Below are 16,728 nucleotides of genomic sequence, written 5' to 3'. Positions count from 1 at the left end.
GCCCGGCACGCGTGCCGGGCTTTTAGCATCACTCTTTCAGCAGATGGCCCATCTTGGCGGCTTTGGTATCCAGGTAGTGGGCGTTTTTCGGGTTACGGCCGACAATCAGCGGTACACGCTCGACGATGTTGATCCCCGCTTCGGTCAGGATCTCCACTTTTTTCGGGTTATTGGTCAGCAGACGAACTTCGTCCACGCCCAGCAGCTTGAACATATCGGCGCACAGGGTGAAGTCGCGTTCGTCAGCGGCAAAGCCGAGCTGATGGTTTGCTTCAACCGTATCGTAGCCCTGGTCCTGAAGCGCGTAGGCGCGGATTTTATTCAGCAGACCAATATTACGGCCTTCCTGACGGTGATAAAGCAGCGCACCGCGGCCTTCTTCTGCAATATGAGACAGGGCGGCTTCCAGCTGGAAACCACAATCACAGCGCAGGCTGAACAGCGCGTCGCCGGTAAGACACTCTGAATGGACGCGGGACAGCACCGGCGTCTGCCCTGAAATGTCGCCATACACCAGCGCGACATGATCTTGTCCGGTTGCCAGTTCTTCAAAACCCACCATCAGGAAATCGCCCCATGGGGTTGGCAGTTTGGCCTCTGCCACACGTTTAAGCTGCATGTGATTCTCCAGAGTAGGCTGACACGTTTCGTGCCTTTGCCCTGTTTTGCTTTCTGTATCAGTTCATTTTGCCACAAGCTCAGCAGGTTCGCCTAATCGGCACCATGCTATATGAACGTTAAACGCACGATCCGACATCTCCACCCGGAGGATTAATTTCAGTTATGATTGTGACGCTTAGCGAAAAAGGAGAAGACATGCTTTCAATCGCCAGACGTACGGCAGCAGGTGCGGCCATTTTACTGATTATGCCCCTGGCCGTATGGCTTTCAGGCTGGATGTGGCAGCCCGGGCAGAATGCTACGTGGCTTAAAACATTGTACTGGGTTACGGAAACGGTCACCCAGCCCTGGGGCATTATTACCCACGTCATCCTCTGCGGCTGGTTTCTGTGGTGCCTGCGCTTTCGACTGCGTGCGGCGCTGATGCTCTTTGCTATCCTCGGTGGGGCAATCGTTATTGGTCAGGGCCTGAAGTCATGGGTGAAAGACAACGTTCAGGAGCCGCGTCCTTTTGTCGTCTGGCTGGAAAAAGCACACCATGTTCCGGTGGATGAGTTCTACACTTTAAAGCGTAAAGATCGCGGCGCGCTGGTGAAAGAACAGCTTGCGGAACAGGAAGATATACCAAAATTCCTGCGTAAACACTGGCAGAAAGAGACCGGGTTTGCGTTTCCTTCCGGTCATACCATGTTTGCGGCCAGCTGGGCGCTGCTGGGGGTTGGGCTGCTTTGGCCGAGGCGTCGCACGATCACCATCGCGGTGTTACTGGTTTGGGCGACAGGGGTAATGGGTAGCCGCTTGCTGCTGGGGATGCACTGGCCGCGGGATCTGGTGGTCGCCACGCTGATCTCATGGCTGCTGGTGACGCTGGCCACCTGGCTTGCTGAACGATTCTGCGGCTCGCTAACGCCACCGCCGGAAGAGAAAGAAGAAATAGCCGAAAGGGACCAAACCGACGCCTGACGGTTGATATTCCGTATTTTGCCCATAGATCCATGACCGGCGCGTCACTTTTTCCGTTTCGCGCTCGTCGCTAAAATGGTAGTTTATAAGGCTGATTGCGGTGAGTTGAACACACTTTATTCGCTTGAACCACATAACGGGAAGTAATGTGAAATATTTACTCATTTTCTTACTGGTATTGGCGATTTTTGTCATTTCAGTCACGTTGGGTGCACAAAACGATCAGCAGGTGACGTTTAACTATCTGCTGGCTCAGGGTGAGTATAGCGTCTCCAGCCTGCTGGCGGTCTTATTTGCTGCCGGCTTTGCCATTGGCTGGCTGGTTTGCGGTCTGTTCTGGCTGAAAGTCCGTGTTTCTCTTGCGCGCGCTGAACGTAAAATTAAGCGACTCGAAAATAACATTGCCCCTGCGTCTGACATCCCGGAAAGCTCTGGTGTGCCGGTCGTGAAGGAATAATTGACTATGCTGGAGTTGTTGTTTCTGCTTTTGCCTGTAGCCGCAGCCTATGGCTGGTATATGGGCCGCAGAAGTGCGCAACAAACAAAACAGGATGAGGCCAACCGGCTCTCCCGCGACTACGTTGCGGGGGTGAACTTCCTCCTGAGCAATCAGCAGGACAAAGCGGTAGACCTGTTCCTCGATATGCTTAAAGAGGATACGGGGACGGTTGAAGCGCATCTCACACTGGGTAACCTGTTCCGCTCGCGCGGCGAGGTCGATCGCGCCATTCGTATTCACCAGACCCTGATGGAAAGCGCTTCGCTGACCTACGATCAACGTCTCCTTGCGGTACAACAGCTGGGGCGAGATTACATGGCCGCAGGGTTGTACGATCGCGCAGAAGATATGTTCGCGCAGCTGGTGGACGAAACAGATTTCCGCATCGGCGCGCTGCAGCAGCTCCTGCAGATTTATCAGGCCACCAGCGACTGGCAGAAAGCCATTGATACCGCCGAACGTCTGGTGAAGCTGGGTAAAGATAAGCAGCGCGTTGAGATAGCCCATTTCTACTGTGAGCTTGCGCTTCAGCAGATGGGCAACGACGACATGGATAAAGCCATGGCGCTGCTGAAGAAAGGCGCCGCCGCGGACCGCAACAGCGCGCGAATCTCCATCATGATGGGGCGCGTCTTTATGGCGAGTGGCGACTACGCCAAAGCCGTTGAAAGCCTGCTGCGGGTTATCGACCAGGACAAAGAGCTGGTCAGTGAAACGCTGGAAATGCTGCAAACCTGCTATCAACAGCTGGACAAGCAGGAAGAGTGGGTAGCATTCCTGCGTCGTTGCGTGGAAGAAAATACCGGTGCCACCGCTGAGCTGATGCTCTCAGACGTTGTTGAACAGTATGAGGGAAGCGACACCGCGCAGGTTTATATTACGCGTCAGCTGCAGCGTCATCCGACCATGCGGGTGTTCCATAAGCTGATGGACTACCACCTGAACGATGCTGAAGAAGGGCGCGCCAAAGAGAGCCTGATGGTGCTGCGCGACATGGTTGGCGAGCAGGTGCGCAGCAAGCCGCGCTATCGCTGCCAGAAGTGTGGTTTTACCGCGTATACGCTCTACTGGCACTGTCCTTCCTGCCGCGCCTGGTCCACCATCAAGCCAATTCGTGGCCTGGACGGGCAGTAATTTTTTAAAACACTTCATTTTAGTTACAACATACTGATAGCTTTTACCACACGCCGTGCATCGTGCGGTTTGCTGGCCTGGCAGGCGCGTAAATGGATCCTGTCAATTTGCGGCGTCGGCAGGTAGAATGCTGGCCGTTTATCTGTTCCGCGCCGCTGCGCGCCCATAGACGAAAAGGGCTGGTCATGACGTCTGTTACATCCTCCACTTCCCGCGTAATTACGGATTCTCCTGTTGTTGTTGCGCTTGATTACAATAAGCGTGACGCCGCACTGGCGTTTGTCGACGGCATTGACCCTCGCGACTGCCGTCTGAAAGTTGGCAAAGAGATGTTCACGCTGTTTGGACCGCAAATCGTTCGCGATCTGCAGCAGCGCGGCTTTGACGTTTTCCTCGATCTCAAATTCCACGATATCCCGAATACCACGGCTCACGCCGTTGCCGCAGCCGCAGAGCTGGGCGTATGGATGGTCAACGTCCATGCATCGGGTGGGGCCAGAATGATGACGGCCGCCCGCGAGGCGCTCCTGCCGTTCGGTAAAGATGCGCCGTTGCTGATTGCGGTCACCGTGCTGACCAGTATGGACGAAAACGATTTACGCGAACTGGGCGTGACGTTGTCACCCGCCGAGCATGCCGAACGTCTCGCGCGTCTGACGCAGCATTGCGGCCTGGATGGCGTTGTTTGCTCCGCGCAGGAAGCGGTACGCTTTAAGTCAGAGCTAGGGAAAGATTTTAAACTGGTCACGCCGGGGATCCGCCCTGCAGGCAGCGACGTGGGCGATCAGCGCCGCATTATGACGCCTGAGCAGGCGCTGGCTGCTGGCGTTGACTACATGGTCATCGGGCGTCCGGTGACGCAGTCTGCGAATCCGGCTGAGACGCTTAAGGCTATCAACGCATCGCTGAAAAAGGGGGCGTAATGACCGATTCCAACAGCCGTCTGGTCTATTCAACCGATAGCGGGCGTATAGACGAACCGAAAGCGAAAGTGGAACGTCCTAAGGGAGACGGCATCGTTCGGATCCAGCGCCAGACCAGCGGGCGAAAAGGAAAAGGGGTTTGCCTTATCTCCGGCATTGACCTGGATGATGCTGAACTGACAAAGCTGGCGGCCGAGTTGAAAAAGAAATGTGGCTGCGGCGGTGCCGTGAAAGACGGTATTATTGAAATCCAGGGCGATAAGCGCGATTTAATAAAATCTCTGCTGGAAGCCAAAGGGATGAAAGTCAAACTGGCAGGCGGCTAAAATAAATGAGCCACGGCAAATGCCGTGGCTCGTGTAATATACGTGCGTATGTCAGACCTGAAATGCGTTCAAATATCGCAATACCGGGGAAGGCTTAGATAATAATTATTTGCCAACCTGGTGACCGATAATACCACCGACAGCAGCGCCACCTAATGTACCCAGCGTACTACCATCCGTTAATACTGCACCACCGAGAGCACCGGCACCGGCACCAATAGCGGTGTTACGGTCACGTTTAGACCAGTTAGAGCACGCGCTCAGGGACATTGCTACAGTGATTGCCAGAACAGCGGCGGCTAATTTTTTGCTGGTTAAGGTCATAATACTTTCTCCTGAATTATCGATTCACGGAAAGATGTACACGTTAAGTATAGACGAATCGAATACTTAATTCTGTTCTCCGTGAAAGCTGGTCGCGCAGGCGTTACGTAATCACGCAGGTGATAGTCACTTCCTGTTATATCGCTAACATTAATTTTACGACTTTAATGCAGGTTAAACAGGTAAAAACTCTTAAAGAAGTACCAGGAATCATCTCAGAGAAAGAAGGGCGTGTGCGCCCGAAATTCGGGCGCGGAGGGGACTCAGGCGGTCGTTTTAATAATATTGACGATCAGTCCGTCATCTTCCAGCTTATTACGGTGCGCGTCGCTCAATCTTTCGTCGGTAATCACGCGGCTAAAGCGTGAAACGGGGCCCATCGTATAAGGGTGAACGGCGCCAAATTTAGAACTGTCGGTGAGCACAATGGCTTCACACTCTTTTTCCAGCACGGCATTCACGACGTCAGAGCGCATCATATCCCGGCCGGTAAAACCCGTCTCCGGCTGCCAGCCGTCAATTCCGATGAAGGCCTTGCTGAAATGAACCTGCTGGACATACTGACGGGTCAGCGGGCCTACCATGCTTTCACTTTTTTTCTGGTAAATACCGCCGAGCAGAATCACCTCGCAGCGCGTCTCTTTGAGCAAATGCGCGATATAGCTGCTGACGGTGATGATAGTAACGTCCTTTTGATCGGCAAGCGTGCGCGCCAGAAGGGCATTACTGCTGCCGTTTTCAATAAAGACGGTCTCGCCGTTGTTCACCAGGGACGCGGCAAACTCCGCCAGTTCACGTTTGAGCGCGTAGTTATTCATCATGCGCGTCTCAACGTCATCGCTGTCCAGCGGGACAGCATATCCGTGCGCGCGACGCAGGTAGCTCTGTTTTTCCAGCAGATTAAGATCCTGACGGATTGTGACTTCAGACACGCCGGTGGTTTTAGCGAGATCGACTACGCTTACGCGTCCCTGATCGATGACCATCTGCAAAATGAGTTGTTGTCGGGAATTCATAGCATCCATTTAATAAAGCGAAACGAGGTCGGAGACGGTGGGGTTAAACTTCCCACGGCGCTTTTGGCTGTCTGTTTTCAGGCGCATTGTCAGCACCATTCTGAGCAAGAAGTTCAGACTTCAGGATCTCGAGATTACGGATAGCAGAGTGATAATCGCCCGCCACCAGGATATCCAGCACGGTATCAATTCGTTGTGCTACAGCTTGTGCGTCAATAGTCGACATAATCTCACCCCAGGCGCGAAAAGTTAATATTTTCAATGATGCAGAAATTAGGATCAAAAGAGAAGGGAAAAAATGCAATAACTAAATTACATAAACGTAAGTGATAAATTTATTCCCCCTCATGCAGCGGGCTTATTGAGTGGATTAGTCTAAAACTGCGCGCAAGGCGCTTTTTTATAAGAGGAATTAGACTATGACAGTTATCAATCAGCCTACCTGCACACTGTTTACCGATACTGAACGGTTCACGCAGATGTCTGGGTATTACGAGGCGGAGCGTCACACGGTCTGGATGATGCTGCGGGCTCAGCCACGCCCTTGCTTTAACCATGCGTTAATTGAGGAGATCATGAACTTTTCATGGCTGGTACGCCAGTCTGGTTTTGCGGTTGATTTTTGGGTAACCGGTTCGCTGGTTCCTGAAATGTACAATGTGGGCGGTGATTTACAGTTCTTCGTTGAGTGCATTCAGAACGGACGTCGGGAAGCGTTACGGGCGTACGCTCGCGCCTGCGTTGATTGCGTCCATGCGGCCTCACGGGGGTTTGATACGGGGGCCATCTCTCTGGCGATGGTCGAAGGCAGTGCGTTAGGAGGCGGGTTTGAGGCCGCTCTGGCGCACCATTTCGTCCTGGCTCAGCGCGATGCCCGTCTGGGTTTCCCGGAGATTGCCTTCAACCTGTTTCCGGGTATGGGGGGATATTCCCTGGTTGCACGCCGTTCAGGCATGAAACTGGCGGAGGAACTCATCTACAAAGGGGAATCCCATACGGCTGAATGGTACGAACAGCACGGGCTGGTGGATGTCCTGTTTGAGCCCGGACAAAGCTATGTCTCCACCCGAACCTTCATCGATACGCTGCGGCCAAAACTGAATGGCGTAAGGGCGATGCTGCGCGCCCGTACGCGCGTTCTGCAATTGCCCCGCAGTGAACTGATGGACATCACGGAAGACTGGGTAGATGCCGCTTTCTGCCTGGAGCCGAAAGATATCGCCTACATGGAGCGTCTGGTCACGCTGCAAAACCGCCATCATGCGGCGGGCTTGCGTAAAGCCAGTTAACGTTGATTTCGCGCTTGATATCGTTTTAGCCATCGCTCGAATGCGGCAGCGGGCATCGGCTTAGCAAACAGAAAACCCTGCCGTTCGTTGACGCCGTTCTTGGTGAGAAAGGCGTCTTCTTTTGCACTTTCCACACCTTCGGCAATCACCTGCAGATTTAACGCCTGCGCCACCGCGACGATAGCGCGCACCAGAGACTGAGAGATGGACTGCTTATGAATATCCCTGACAAAAGACTGATCGAGTTTAATGGCGTCGATAGGGAAGCGGGCCAGCTGCGAAAGGGAAGAGTAGCCGGTGCCAAAATCATCCAGATGAATTTGCGCCCCGAGTCGGCTGAACTGCTGGATCACGGACAGCGCCAGCTCTTCGTTCTCAATAAGGCAGCTTTCGGTTAATTCGACGTCGACAGGGCAGTATTCAAAATTCAGATCCTTCAGCGCCTGCTTTAAGTCACTGAAGATGGTCTGGTCGGCCAGCTGGCGCGCAGAGACGTTCACCGCCACGCGCAGGTTTATTCCCTTATCGCGCCATTTCGCCACCTGGCGAACCACGTCGAGCATCACCCAGCGGCCCAGGGGCACAATCAACCCCGACTCCTCGGCATAAGAGATAAACTCCAGCGGCGGAATCAAACCGCGCTCTGGCGATTGCCAGCGGACCAGCGCTTCGAGGCTTCTGACTTCCCCGCGCCAGGTTATTTTCGGCTGATAGTGGATCAGAAGCTGATCGTTATCCAGGGCCTTACGCAGGTTGGTATCCAGCCAGAGATACTCAAATACGCGCTGGTTCATCTCGGGGGAGAAGACGCAGAACTTGCCCCGACCGTTCTCTTTGGCGGTGTACATGGCGGTATCGGCGTTACGAATGACGCTTTCCCGGTCGTTCCCATGCTGCGGGGCGAGGGCGATACCCAGGGAGCAGCCGGTATAAATCTCAATCAGCCCGATTCGGAACGGCTGACGCAGACGGGTTAAAATGCGCGACGCCATCGCCTCCAGAGAGCCCTGCGAGGTATTGGTGGCCATGACGATAAACTCATCACCGCCAAGTCGCGCCAGCACCTGCTCCTCGTCCAGACAGCTTAAAATGGCGAGGGCGACGGCCTGTAACAGCTGATCGCCAAACATATGACCGTAAGCGTCGTTGACCTTTTTAAAATTATCCAGATCGAGATACACCACGCCCACCTGCGTGTCGCCGCGGTTGTCGATGGCGTCAGAAATCAGGTCGTGGATCGCATTGCGGTTTGGCAGGCCGGTGATGGTATCGGTATTGGCCAGCACGCGCAGCCGCTCCTGTGCGCGGCGCTCCTCGGTAATATCGGTCCCGGAACAGATAAGGAAAATTTCATTTTTACCGCTGCCGCTGTGCACGAATTTGTTTCTGAACAGAAACAGCCGCTGCCCTTTACGCGTTTTTATCCAGCGTTCGACTTCGTAGGAGCTGCCGTTGCGAAAAAAACCGGTGATATTGCGCTTTGAAGCGGCCGCTTCGCTGCGGCTCATAAACAGCTTAAACACGTTCTGGCCAATGACTTCCTGCTCTTTCAGGCCGGTGTACTCTTCGCTAAGCCGGTTAAAACGCTGGATATTGCCGTGCCGATCGAGAATAACAATGACGGAGTTGGCCTCTGAGACAACCTGTTCCGCGAATGAGAGCCCCTGGGCCAGATCGCGCGCCACGGAGGGCGTATCGTTCCAGGCGGAAGCGGTTCCGGCCCACTCGTTACGGGTAATTTTACGGCCCACAAGATGAACCGGAACATCTTCCCCGTACAGGGAGAGCGACATTGAAATGCTGGAGGTAATAACGGTTAAATGACGGATGAGATCGGCCTGTTCATCGTCCAGCGCCACGACCTGAGTGACATCGGCATTTTCGCTGGTGGAAAGGTGCAGAGCGTTGCTGTCGGCTGACAAGCGCCACCACGGGCTGTGAGTTCCCATGTAGCGAAACAGCAAATTCTGCTCCAGATCGTCCATCATGTTTTCTCCCGCAGCTTTCATTAGCGCACAAATTATTCATTTGCTGTCGACTTTTCCGTTGAGAAACAGCGGCAAAACCGAAGTGAACTTATTGTTTTTCCCTGTTTTCTTATAATAAAACGAGACAGGTTAAAAAGGATACTGAGCGTATAAAAATTCACGTAACCGAATATAACAACACTCTTTTACTGTAGATAATTATGGCGGGTTTGGGCGAAGGGATGCTGAAAATAGTAAGGAAAAATAATGATTTTGTGGCGGGGATAAAAAGAAAAATTGTCGGCCCTTCCGGAAAGGAAATGGCCGACAATTGAACCGGTTATCAGGCGACAGGACGCGCGATAATACTGCGGGTTTCCATGCGAACTTCGGCGATAGTGACGTCAATCACGTCGGTGACTTTGTAAACTGTTTCACCTTTAATTTGCACGGTACCGTTTTCCTGGCTACAGACCATTTCGTCACGAACCGTGTGCAGGAACGGCGCAGGAATAAACGCGACAGCACCGTTATCGACCAGGCGGACGCGCATGCCCCCGCGGCTGATATCGATGATCTCTGCGGCGAAACGGGTATCCGTACCGGCTTTATCCTGCAGGAAGCGTGCGTACAGCCAGTCTCCAACGTCACGTTCTGCCATGCGGTTCAGACGGCGGCGATCGGCCATCTGCAGCGTGGTGTCCTCCTGCGGACGGGCAATGGTTTCACCTTTGATAATCGCTTTCAGCAGACGGTGGTTAACCATATCGCCATACTTACGGATTGGCGATGTCCAGGTGGCGTAAGCTTCGAGGCCAAGACCAAAGTGCGGGCCCGGCTCGGTGCTGATTTCAGCGAAGGACTGGAAGCGGCGAATGCGGCTGTCCAGGAAGCCCGACGGCTGCGCGTCCAGTTCGCGGCGAAGGTTGCAGAAGCCCGGCAGCGTCAGCACTTCTTCCGGATCGACGTGCACATCGTGATTCTTCAGCAGGGCCGCCAGCGCTTCGGTATTCGCCGGATCAAACCCGGTGTGGACGTTGTAAATGCCAAAGCCCAGCCTGTCGCGCAGCACGCGTGCGGCACAGATGTTGGCGGAAATCATCGCCTCTTCAACGATGCGGTTCGCAATGCGTCGCGGTTCGGCCACGATGTCCAGCACTTCGCCTTTCTCGCCCAGCACAAAGCGATAGTCCGGGCGGTCTTTGAACACCAGCGCATGGGTTTTACGCCACTCGCCGCGGTTCAGGCAGATGCGATGCAGCAGACGGATTTGCGCGGCAATGGCGTCGGATTCAGGTTTCCAGCTACCGGTATTTTCGAGCCAGTCGGAGACGTTATCGTAGGCCAGCTTGGCTTTCGATTCGATAGTGGCGGCAAAGAACTCGATATCGTCTTCAATCGTGCCATCTGCGGCGATGGTCATGCGGCAGGCAAGCACCGGGCGCACTTCATTTGGACGCAGCGAGCAGAGGTCGTCTGACAATTCGCGCGGCAGCATCGGAATGTTGAAGCCCGGCAGGTAGTTGGTGAAGGCACGGATTTTCGCCGCGTCATCCAGCTTGCTGCCTTCGGCAATCCAGGCGGTTGGATCGGCAATGGCCACGGTCAGATGCAGTTTGCCGTCGGCGCTCTCTTCAGCGTACAGCGCGTCATCCATATCTTCTGTGCTGGCGCTGTCGATGGTGACAAACTCCAGCGCGGTGAGATCGCGGCGCGTCAGACCTTCGTCCTGCATCTCAGTCGCGACGCCGTTCGGCGCTTCTTTTTCAAGATTATGGCGTGCCAGCGTGACCCACCATGGTACGAAATGGTCGGCGCCAAAGGTGATGAACTGGGTCAACTCGGCATAAAAACCGCGATCGCCTTTCAGAGGATGACGGCGCATTTCTGCTACGGCCCAGTCACCCTCTTTAAAATCATGCTCAACGCCACGGGCGGCGCGGCAGGGAATGGCATCTTTCAGCAGGGGATGATCCGGCACGATAGAAAGACGATCGTTTTTTCCCTGCACCTTACCCACAAAACGGGTCAGGAACGGCTCGATCAGTTCTTCCGGCTCGGCAGACTCTCGGTCCTTCTCGGTATGAATGACGGCCATGACGCGATCGCCATGCATCACTTTCTTCATCTGCGGTGGCGGAATGAAGTAGCTTTTCTGCGCGTCAACCTCAAGGAAGCCAAAGCCCTTTTCCGTGGCTTTTACGACCCCTTCTGCACGCGGCGTCTGGGAATGCAGTTGCTGTTTAAGCTGCGCTAGCAGCGGGTTGTCCTGAAACATAATGTTCTATTTTCGTAGCCATTGAGCGGCTGACAGTTTTACGCGATTCTCACTGTCTCAGCAAGCGGTCTTTGGGTAATTAGTATGGTTATTCCTCTTTACCAAACGCGACTTTCAGACGATTGAGCCAGCCGTCAAACGCACTCTGGGTAAGCAGCGTGATGGCATGTTCGCCGGAGAGTCCTTGATCCGTGAGAGGGGTAAACTGCGCGGCGCTGAAGCGGTCCGGAGAGCGTGTCAGCAGTTCAACAGCAGCCGAAAGTGCGGGGGACGTCAGCGGGATCTCTTCACGGCTGTTTAACAGGATCTCTCCGGTCAGGTCGAGCAGCGACGGCTCGTGGCAAAGGACCGGCGTCAGCGCCTCCAGCGCGGGTTCTGCCTGCCAGCGAGACAGCGACTCAAGCTGATGCGCACTCGCATAGCGCAGCTCGACGACGGGCAAAAGCGGCACCCACGCGGCGTGGCGCGTAGGCAGCGTGTGCGGCTGAATATGATGGCCTGGCAGCCAGCGAACAGGCTGTCCCAACAGCGCCTGAAAAATCGCGACGACGCGCGCCTGAAATCCGATAAACCCGATAATCTGGTTTATCACCACGATGTCATACGTTGACAGGCCCACCTCATCAAGCTGGTTCTGCGCTTTATCATCAATGACATCAGGGGAGCTGGCGAGCTGGCGAGCATACTGCGTAATTTGCGCCAGACGTCGGTTACTTTCGCGGGAGGAGTCCGGGCCTGGAAGCGGGGCGAGGAGGGCGGCGTAATGGTTACAGAGCCGCTGAACGCCACAGGCCTGTGCGACCGTTAACGCGGTACTGAGTCGATCGTAGGCGCTGAGCGTATGCAGGCGGTTCACGGGAATCGAGAGCGGAAACAGCTGGTGGCATAAGTCTCTGGCAGGGGTAAACCAGCCAGAACAGGCGGCGACAATCTCATCAGGCAAGGCTAAATCGAGCAAAAAACGATCGTCGACGTTAGCGGCTTCGGGCACCAGAGGCAGAACATCCGTCTGCGCGTGGTTCGACTGGGTTTCGTGATACCAGTGGCCTTTGCCGGAAAAACGGCGTTGTTCCATGTGCGTTCCTTGATCTCAAAATGGCGATCAATATCCTGGCGTAAGGCAGATAAAGGGAAAAATATTGTTAGGTGATAACAAATAGCAGAACGGAATAACGAAGGGGTGGCGCGGGGGGAAAACTCTCTTCCCGGGCGGGAAGAGAGCCACAGCTTATTTAATTTCCAGCTCGTTCATTGCAGCGATGTTGAAGCCGCCGTCAACGTGAACCACTTCGCCGGAGATACCAGCGGAAAGGTCAGAGCACAGGAATGCTGCAGAGTTACCCACATCTTCAATGGTAACGGTACGACGAATCGGGGTAACCGCTTCGCAGTGTGCCAGCATTTTACGGAAATCTTTAATACCGGAAGCGGCCAGGGTGCGGATAGGACCTGCAGAGATGGCGTTAACGCGCACGCCTTCAGGACCCATTGCGTTCGCCATGTAGCGTACGTTTGCTTCCAGAGACGCTTTAGCCAGACCCATAACGTTGTAGTTAGGGATAGCACGTTCAGCGCCCAGGTAGGACAGGGTCAGCAGGGCTGCGCCCGGGTTCAGCATCGCGCGGCAGGATTTCGCCATCGCCACGAAGCTGTAGGAGCTGATGTCGTGAGCGATTTTGAAGCCATCACGGGTAACCGCGTTCACGTAGTCGCCGTCCAGCTGGTCGCCAGGAGCGAAGCCAATGGAGTGAACGAAACCGTCGAATTTCGGCCATGCTTTTGCCAGTTCAGCAAACATGCCGTCGATGCTTTCGTCTTGTGCAACGTCACATTCCAGAACAATGCTGGAACCCAGCTGCGCGGCAAACTCTTCAACACGGCCTTTCAGCTTGTCGTTCTGGTAGGTGAACGCCAGCTCAGCGCCTTCGCGATGCATTGCCTGTGCGATGCCGTATGCGATGGACAGTTTGCTGGCAACGCCAGTTACCAGAATGCGCTTACCGGAAAGAAAACCCATAGCTTTAATCCTTATATTCATTGCTTATTTTGCCTTGTAATTCATAGCGTTACAGGCAGTATTTCAAAATCATTCGAAATTAGCTCGAAATTATAGCCCACTCACAGCCCCTTGTGTCACGATATTTCTCGCACTTCTCCGAAGACGCCTGCCCCGAAGAATGCACCGCGGACTCGCGGGGGCTCAAAATTTCAGCATTCGTCCAGTATATCACCCGGCAACAGCTTCGCCTCATCCAACCAGAGAAGGAGCGCGATTCCACCAGGGGTTTCACGCTTTCCTGATGTTGTCGACAAAACGCGCAATGACGATAAAGAAAACCGGTACGAAGAAGATCGCGAGAAGCGTACCGCTAATCATGCCGCCAAATACGCCGGTACCGATGGCATGCTGCGTACTGTCGCTCGCACCGCTGGCCAGCATCAAGGGAACAACCCCTAAGGTGAAGGCTAACGATGTCATCAGAATGGGGCGCAGGCGCTGGCTGGCGGCATGAACGGTTGCCGCCAGCAGGGGCTGCCCCTGGCGATGGAGCTGCCTGGCAAATTCAACAATCAAAATGGCGTTCTTGGCCGACAGGCCGATAAGCGTAATCAGGCCGACCTTGAAGAAAACGTCATTCGTCATGCCGGTAACAGACACCGCGATCACCGCGCCGATAAGACCCAGCGGAACGACCAGCATGACCGCAAAAGGAATAGACCAGCTCTCATACAGCGCGGCGAGAACCATAAATACGACAAGTATCGACAGGACGATAAGGCCCGGAAGCTGAGACTCCGATTTTCTCTCCTGCAATGAACTCCCGGCCCACTCGCCCGCCATGCCCTGAGGTAAATCTCTGGACAAACTCTCCATAACCTTCATTGCGGTGCCGCTGGACTCTCCCGAGGCCGCATTTCCGGTAATGCGAATAGCAGAATATCCCTGGTAACGCGTCAACTGCTGCGGCGCAACGTTCCAGGAAAGCGTGGCAAACGTCGATACCGGTACCATCTGACCCATCCGGTTTTTCACAGATAACGTCAGTATCTGCTCAGGCTGCATTCGGTAGGGCGCATCGGCCTGAATGATCACCTGCTGAACGCGGCCGCTATTCGTATAGTCATTGACGTAATTTGAGCCCAGGGTGACGGAGAGCGTCTGGTTGATTTCATCAAATGAGACGCCCATCGCTTCCGCCTTTTCTCTGTCCACCTGGAGCGCGAGGCTTGTTCCTTCCGGAAGACCGTCTATATACACGTCACTCAGTTCAGGACGTTCATTGGCTTGCAGGACCAGCGCGTCGGCAGCGCGCTTTAACGCCTCGTAGCCCAGTCCCGCGCTGTCCTGCACGTACCAGGTGAAGCCCGAGGAAGTGCCCATATCCGAAATGGCCGGAGGGAGCAAGCTCATCGTGACGGCATCAGTGACGTTCGCCATGCTGGCCTGTATATGGTCGGCTTCATCCTGGGCCGTCGAGCCCTGCCGGTTTTTCCAGTCCTTCAGCGTGGTGAAGGCCATAGCCGAATTCGGCCCTGAACCTGAAAACCCAAACCCCAGAATCATAATGTTGCTTTCAATATCCGGCCGGGCCGCAATTTCCTCTTCAAATTTTTTAACCACGTTGAGGGTGCGCTGCATCGTGGCATCAGAAGGCAGCTGGATTGAGGACATAAAGTAGCCCTGATCTTCCTCCGGCAGAAAGGACGACGGTAACGAAGACAATCCCAAAAACAGCGCAGCACAAAGCGCAACGTACAGGAGCAGCATACGTCCGGTTCGCTTCAGAACGGCTCCCAGCCCGGCTTCGTAGCAGACGGTGAGCGAACGGAAGCGCGCGTTAAACCCGGTCGCGAACCGTCCACTTCCGCTCTCTCCTGCCTTGTGCGGCTTGAGTAACGTTGCGCACAGGGCGGGCGTCAGCGTCAGGGCAAGAAACGCGGACAGCAGTATGGAGACCGCCATGGAAATACAAAATTGTCGGTAGATAATCCCGACGGATCCTTCGGCAAACCCCATGGGGATAAAGACGGCGGTTAGCACCAGCGTGATCCCTATAATCGCCGGGGTGATTTCCTGCATGGCTTGCCGCGTGGCGTCACGCGGGGACAGGCTTTTTTCCTCCATCAGCCGTTCAACGTTTTCTACGACCACGATGGCATCATCAACGATAATCCCTATCGCCAGCACCATGCCGAACATCGTCAGAATATTGATGGAGTATCCGCTCAACAGCATCACCGTGAAGGTGCCAAGAAGTGCGACGGGAGCAACAATCGCCGGGATAAGCGTACAGCGTATCTTGTGCAAAAACAGCAGCATAACCAGGAAGACGAGGATCATCGCTTCCACAAATGTCTGAACAACCTTCACGATAGACAGTTTCACAAACGGCGCGGTATCGAAGGGAACCGTAAACGCCATTCCGTCGGGTAACACCCGGGAAAGCTCGTCGATGCGCGCGCGCATGCCTGAAGCCGTACTCATTGCGTTGGCGCCTGGCGAAAGCTGAATTGCCGCCGCCGTTGCGGGCACGCCATTTTCGCGAATACCAAAGGCGTAGCTTTGCAGGCCAGATTCAATCCGTGCAATGTCGGACAGTTTCAGGCGGGCGCCGGATGCGTCAGATTTCAGGGTGATATTCCTGAACGCCTCGACCGAGGAGAGTTGTCCCTTTACGGTGATGGGATACGTTACCGCTTGTCCTTCAGATGCTGGCTCATCTCCCGTTTTACCGGGCGAAACCAGGGCATTTTGCTGGCCAACGGCGGTAAGAACATCGCTCACCGAAAGCCCATAGCTATGGAGCTTCATGGGATCCAGCCAGATGCGCAGCGCTTTTTCGCCGCCAAACAGCTGAACTTTCCCTACGCCGGGCACGCGACGAAGCTCGTCACTGACGTTTCTGGCAAAATAGTCGCTTAAATCGGCTTCCTCAAATTGACCCGTCGTGGACTTCAGCCCCACCATCATTAAAAAGCCAGAATTAGCGGCCTCGACGTTAATGCCGTTTTGTCTTACCGCCTGAGGCAGACGAGGCTCGACGATCTTAATCTGATTCTGCAGGTCCATCTGCGCCAGCTTGATGTCCGTGCCCGGTTTAAACGTGACGGTAATCGATGCCGAACCGGTTGTGTCACTGGATGATTCAAAGTAGAGCAAATTATCTACGCCAGAGATTTCGCGCTCGATTAACGACACCACCGACGTATTCATGATATCGGGGCTGGCCCCCGGGTAACTGACGGAAATAATGATACCCGGCGGTGCCACCGCCGGATACTGCGCAACCGGTAAACGGGGAATAGACAGGAGTCCCGCCAGAACGATAAAAAGCGCCACTACCCAGGCGAAAACGGGGCGTTCGATAAAAAAATGAGGCATTGAGT

At 54.6% G+C, this 16,728-nt stretch carries 15 protein-coding genes; 6 read left to right on the top strand and 9 right to left on the bottom strand.

The window, feature by feature from the left end:
* Window positions 1-28: 28 nt before the first annotated feature.
* Entirely contained in the window at window positions 29-619 is a 591-nt protein-coding gene (ribA, locus tag KIF87_RS01890; protein WP_213327739.1) for a GTP cyclohydrolase II, read from the bottom strand.
* A gap of 197 nt (window positions 620-816) precedes the next feature.
* Here ribA and pgpB point away from each other — a divergent pair, with 197 nt between their 5' ends.
* The 5 genes from pgpB to yciH all read left to right on the top strand — a co-directional run bounded on the left by pgpB (window position 817) and on the right by yciH (window position 4,466).
* Window positions 817-1,584: a phosphatidylglycerophosphatase B gene (gene pgpB, locus KIF87_RS01885; protein ID WP_213327738.1), complete on the top strand. Its 768-nt coding sequence runs from the start codon at window positions 817-819 to the stop codon at window positions 1,582-1,584.
* A gap of 148 nt (window positions 1,585-1,732) precedes the next feature.
* Window positions 1,733-2,041 (top strand): LapA family protein, encoded by a 309-nt coding sequence (locus KIF87_RS01880; protein WP_213327737.1) that lies wholly within the window; start codon window positions 1,733-1,735, stop codon window positions 2,039-2,041.
* A gap of 6 nt (window positions 2,042-2,047) precedes the next feature.
* The gene (gene lapB, locus KIF87_RS01875) at window positions 2,048-3,217 is read left to right on the top strand and encodes a lipopolysaccharide assembly protein LapB (protein ID WP_023312066.1); all 1,170 of its coding nucleotides are present in this window, start codon (window positions 2,048-2,050) and stop codon (window positions 3,215-3,217) included.
* 185 nt (window positions 3,218-3,402) lie between these two features.
* A complete protein-coding gene (gene pyrF, locus KIF87_RS01870) occupies window positions 3,403-4,140 on the top strand; it encodes an orotidine-5'-phosphate decarboxylase (RefSeq protein WP_213327736.1) in 738 nt (245 codons plus the stop codon).
* The gene (gene yciH / locus KIF87_RS01865) at window positions 4,140-4,466 is read left to right on the top strand and encodes a stress response translation initiation inhibitor YciH (protein WP_063145056.1); all 327 of its coding nucleotides are present in this window, start codon (window positions 4,140-4,142) and stop codon (window positions 4,464-4,466) included. Before pyrF ends, yciH begins: the two co-directional genes overlap by 1 nt.
* A 105-nt stretch (window positions 4,467-4,571) precedes the next feature.
* Here the strand turns inward: yciH and osmB are convergent, their stop codons facing one another.
* The 3 genes from osmB to KIF87_RS01850 form a co-directional block, all read right to left on the bottom strand.
* Complete coding sequence (gene osmB, locus KIF87_RS01860) at window positions 4,572-4,790, bottom strand: osmotically-inducible lipoprotein OsmB (RefSeq protein ID WP_008501216.1); 219 nt, start codon at window positions 4,788-4,790, stop codon at window positions 4,572-4,574.
* A gap of 263 nt (window positions 4,791-5,053) precedes the next feature.
* Window positions 5,054-5,806, bottom strand: a complete 753-nt coding sequence (gene yciT, locus KIF87_RS01855; RefSeq protein ID WP_023312063.1) for a DNA-binding transcriptional regulator YciT — start codon at window positions 5,804-5,806, stop codon at window positions 5,054-5,056.
* Between the two features lie 43 nt (window positions 5,807-5,849).
* Window positions 5,850-6,032 (bottom strand): YciZ family protein, encoded by a 183-nt coding sequence (locus tag KIF87_RS01850; protein WP_024907126.1) that lies wholly within the window; start codon window positions 6,030-6,032, stop codon window positions 5,850-5,852.
* Between the two features lie 193 nt (window positions 6,033-6,225).
* Between KIF87_RS01850 and KIF87_RS01845 the strand changes: the two genes are divergently transcribed.
* Window positions 6,226-7,095, top strand: coding sequence for a crotonase/enoyl-CoA hydratase family protein (locus tag KIF87_RS01845; RefSeq protein ID WP_213327735.1), 870 nt, complete (start codon window positions 6,226-6,228; stop codon window positions 7,093-7,095).
* On the opposite strand, the gene pdeR is transcribed toward KIF87_RS01845, so the two are convergent.
* The 5 genes from pdeR to KIF87_RS01820 all read right to left on the bottom strand — a co-directional run bounded on the left by pdeR (window position 7,092) and on the right by KIF87_RS01820 (window position 16,723).
* Window positions 7,092-9,083 carry a cyclic di-GMP phosphodiesterase gene (gene pdeR / locus KIF87_RS01840; RefSeq protein WP_032658288.1) on the bottom strand — a complete coding sequence of 664 codons (1,992 nt, stop codon included), beginning with the start codon at window positions 9,081-9,083 and terminating at the stop codon, window positions 7,092-7,094. The genes KIF87_RS01845 and pdeR overlap by 4 nt on opposite strands.
* A gap of 322 nt (window positions 9,084-9,405) precedes the next feature.
* Complete coding sequence (locus KIF87_RS01835; RefSeq protein WP_213327734.1) at window positions 9,406-11,340, bottom strand: exoribonuclease II; 1,935 nt, start codon at window positions 11,338-11,340, stop codon at window positions 9,406-9,408.
* 88 nt (window positions 11,341-11,428) lie between these two features.
* Window positions 11,429-12,415 (bottom strand): CMD domain-containing protein, encoded by a 987-nt coding sequence (locus KIF87_RS01830; protein WP_213327733.1) that lies wholly within the window; start codon window positions 12,413-12,415, stop codon window positions 11,429-11,431.
* A 153-nt stretch (window positions 12,416-12,568) separates the two neighbouring features.
* The gene (gene fabI / locus KIF87_RS01825) at window positions 12,569-13,357 is read right to left on the bottom strand and encodes an enoyl-ACP reductase FabI (protein WP_003856831.1); all 789 of its coding nucleotides are present in this window, start codon (window positions 13,355-13,357) and stop codon (window positions 12,569-12,571) included.
* Between the two features lie 270 nt (window positions 13,358-13,627).
* Window positions 13,628-16,723 carry a multidrug efflux RND transporter permease subunit gene (locus KIF87_RS01820; protein WP_213327732.1) on the bottom strand — a complete coding sequence of 1,032 codons (3,096 nt, stop codon included), beginning with the start codon at window positions 16,721-16,723 and terminating at the stop codon, window positions 13,628-13,630.
* Window positions 16,724-16,728 lie beyond the last annotated feature (5 nt).

The sequence above is a fragment of the Enterobacter sp. 120016 genome (assembly GCF_018383635.1).
GTDB lineage: Bacteria > Pseudomonadota > Gammaproteobacteria > Enterobacterales > Enterobacteriaceae > Enterobacter > Enterobacter asburiae_D.
Note: the sequence above shows the minus strand (reverse complement) of the source record. Positions and strands in the feature narration are given on the sequence as shown.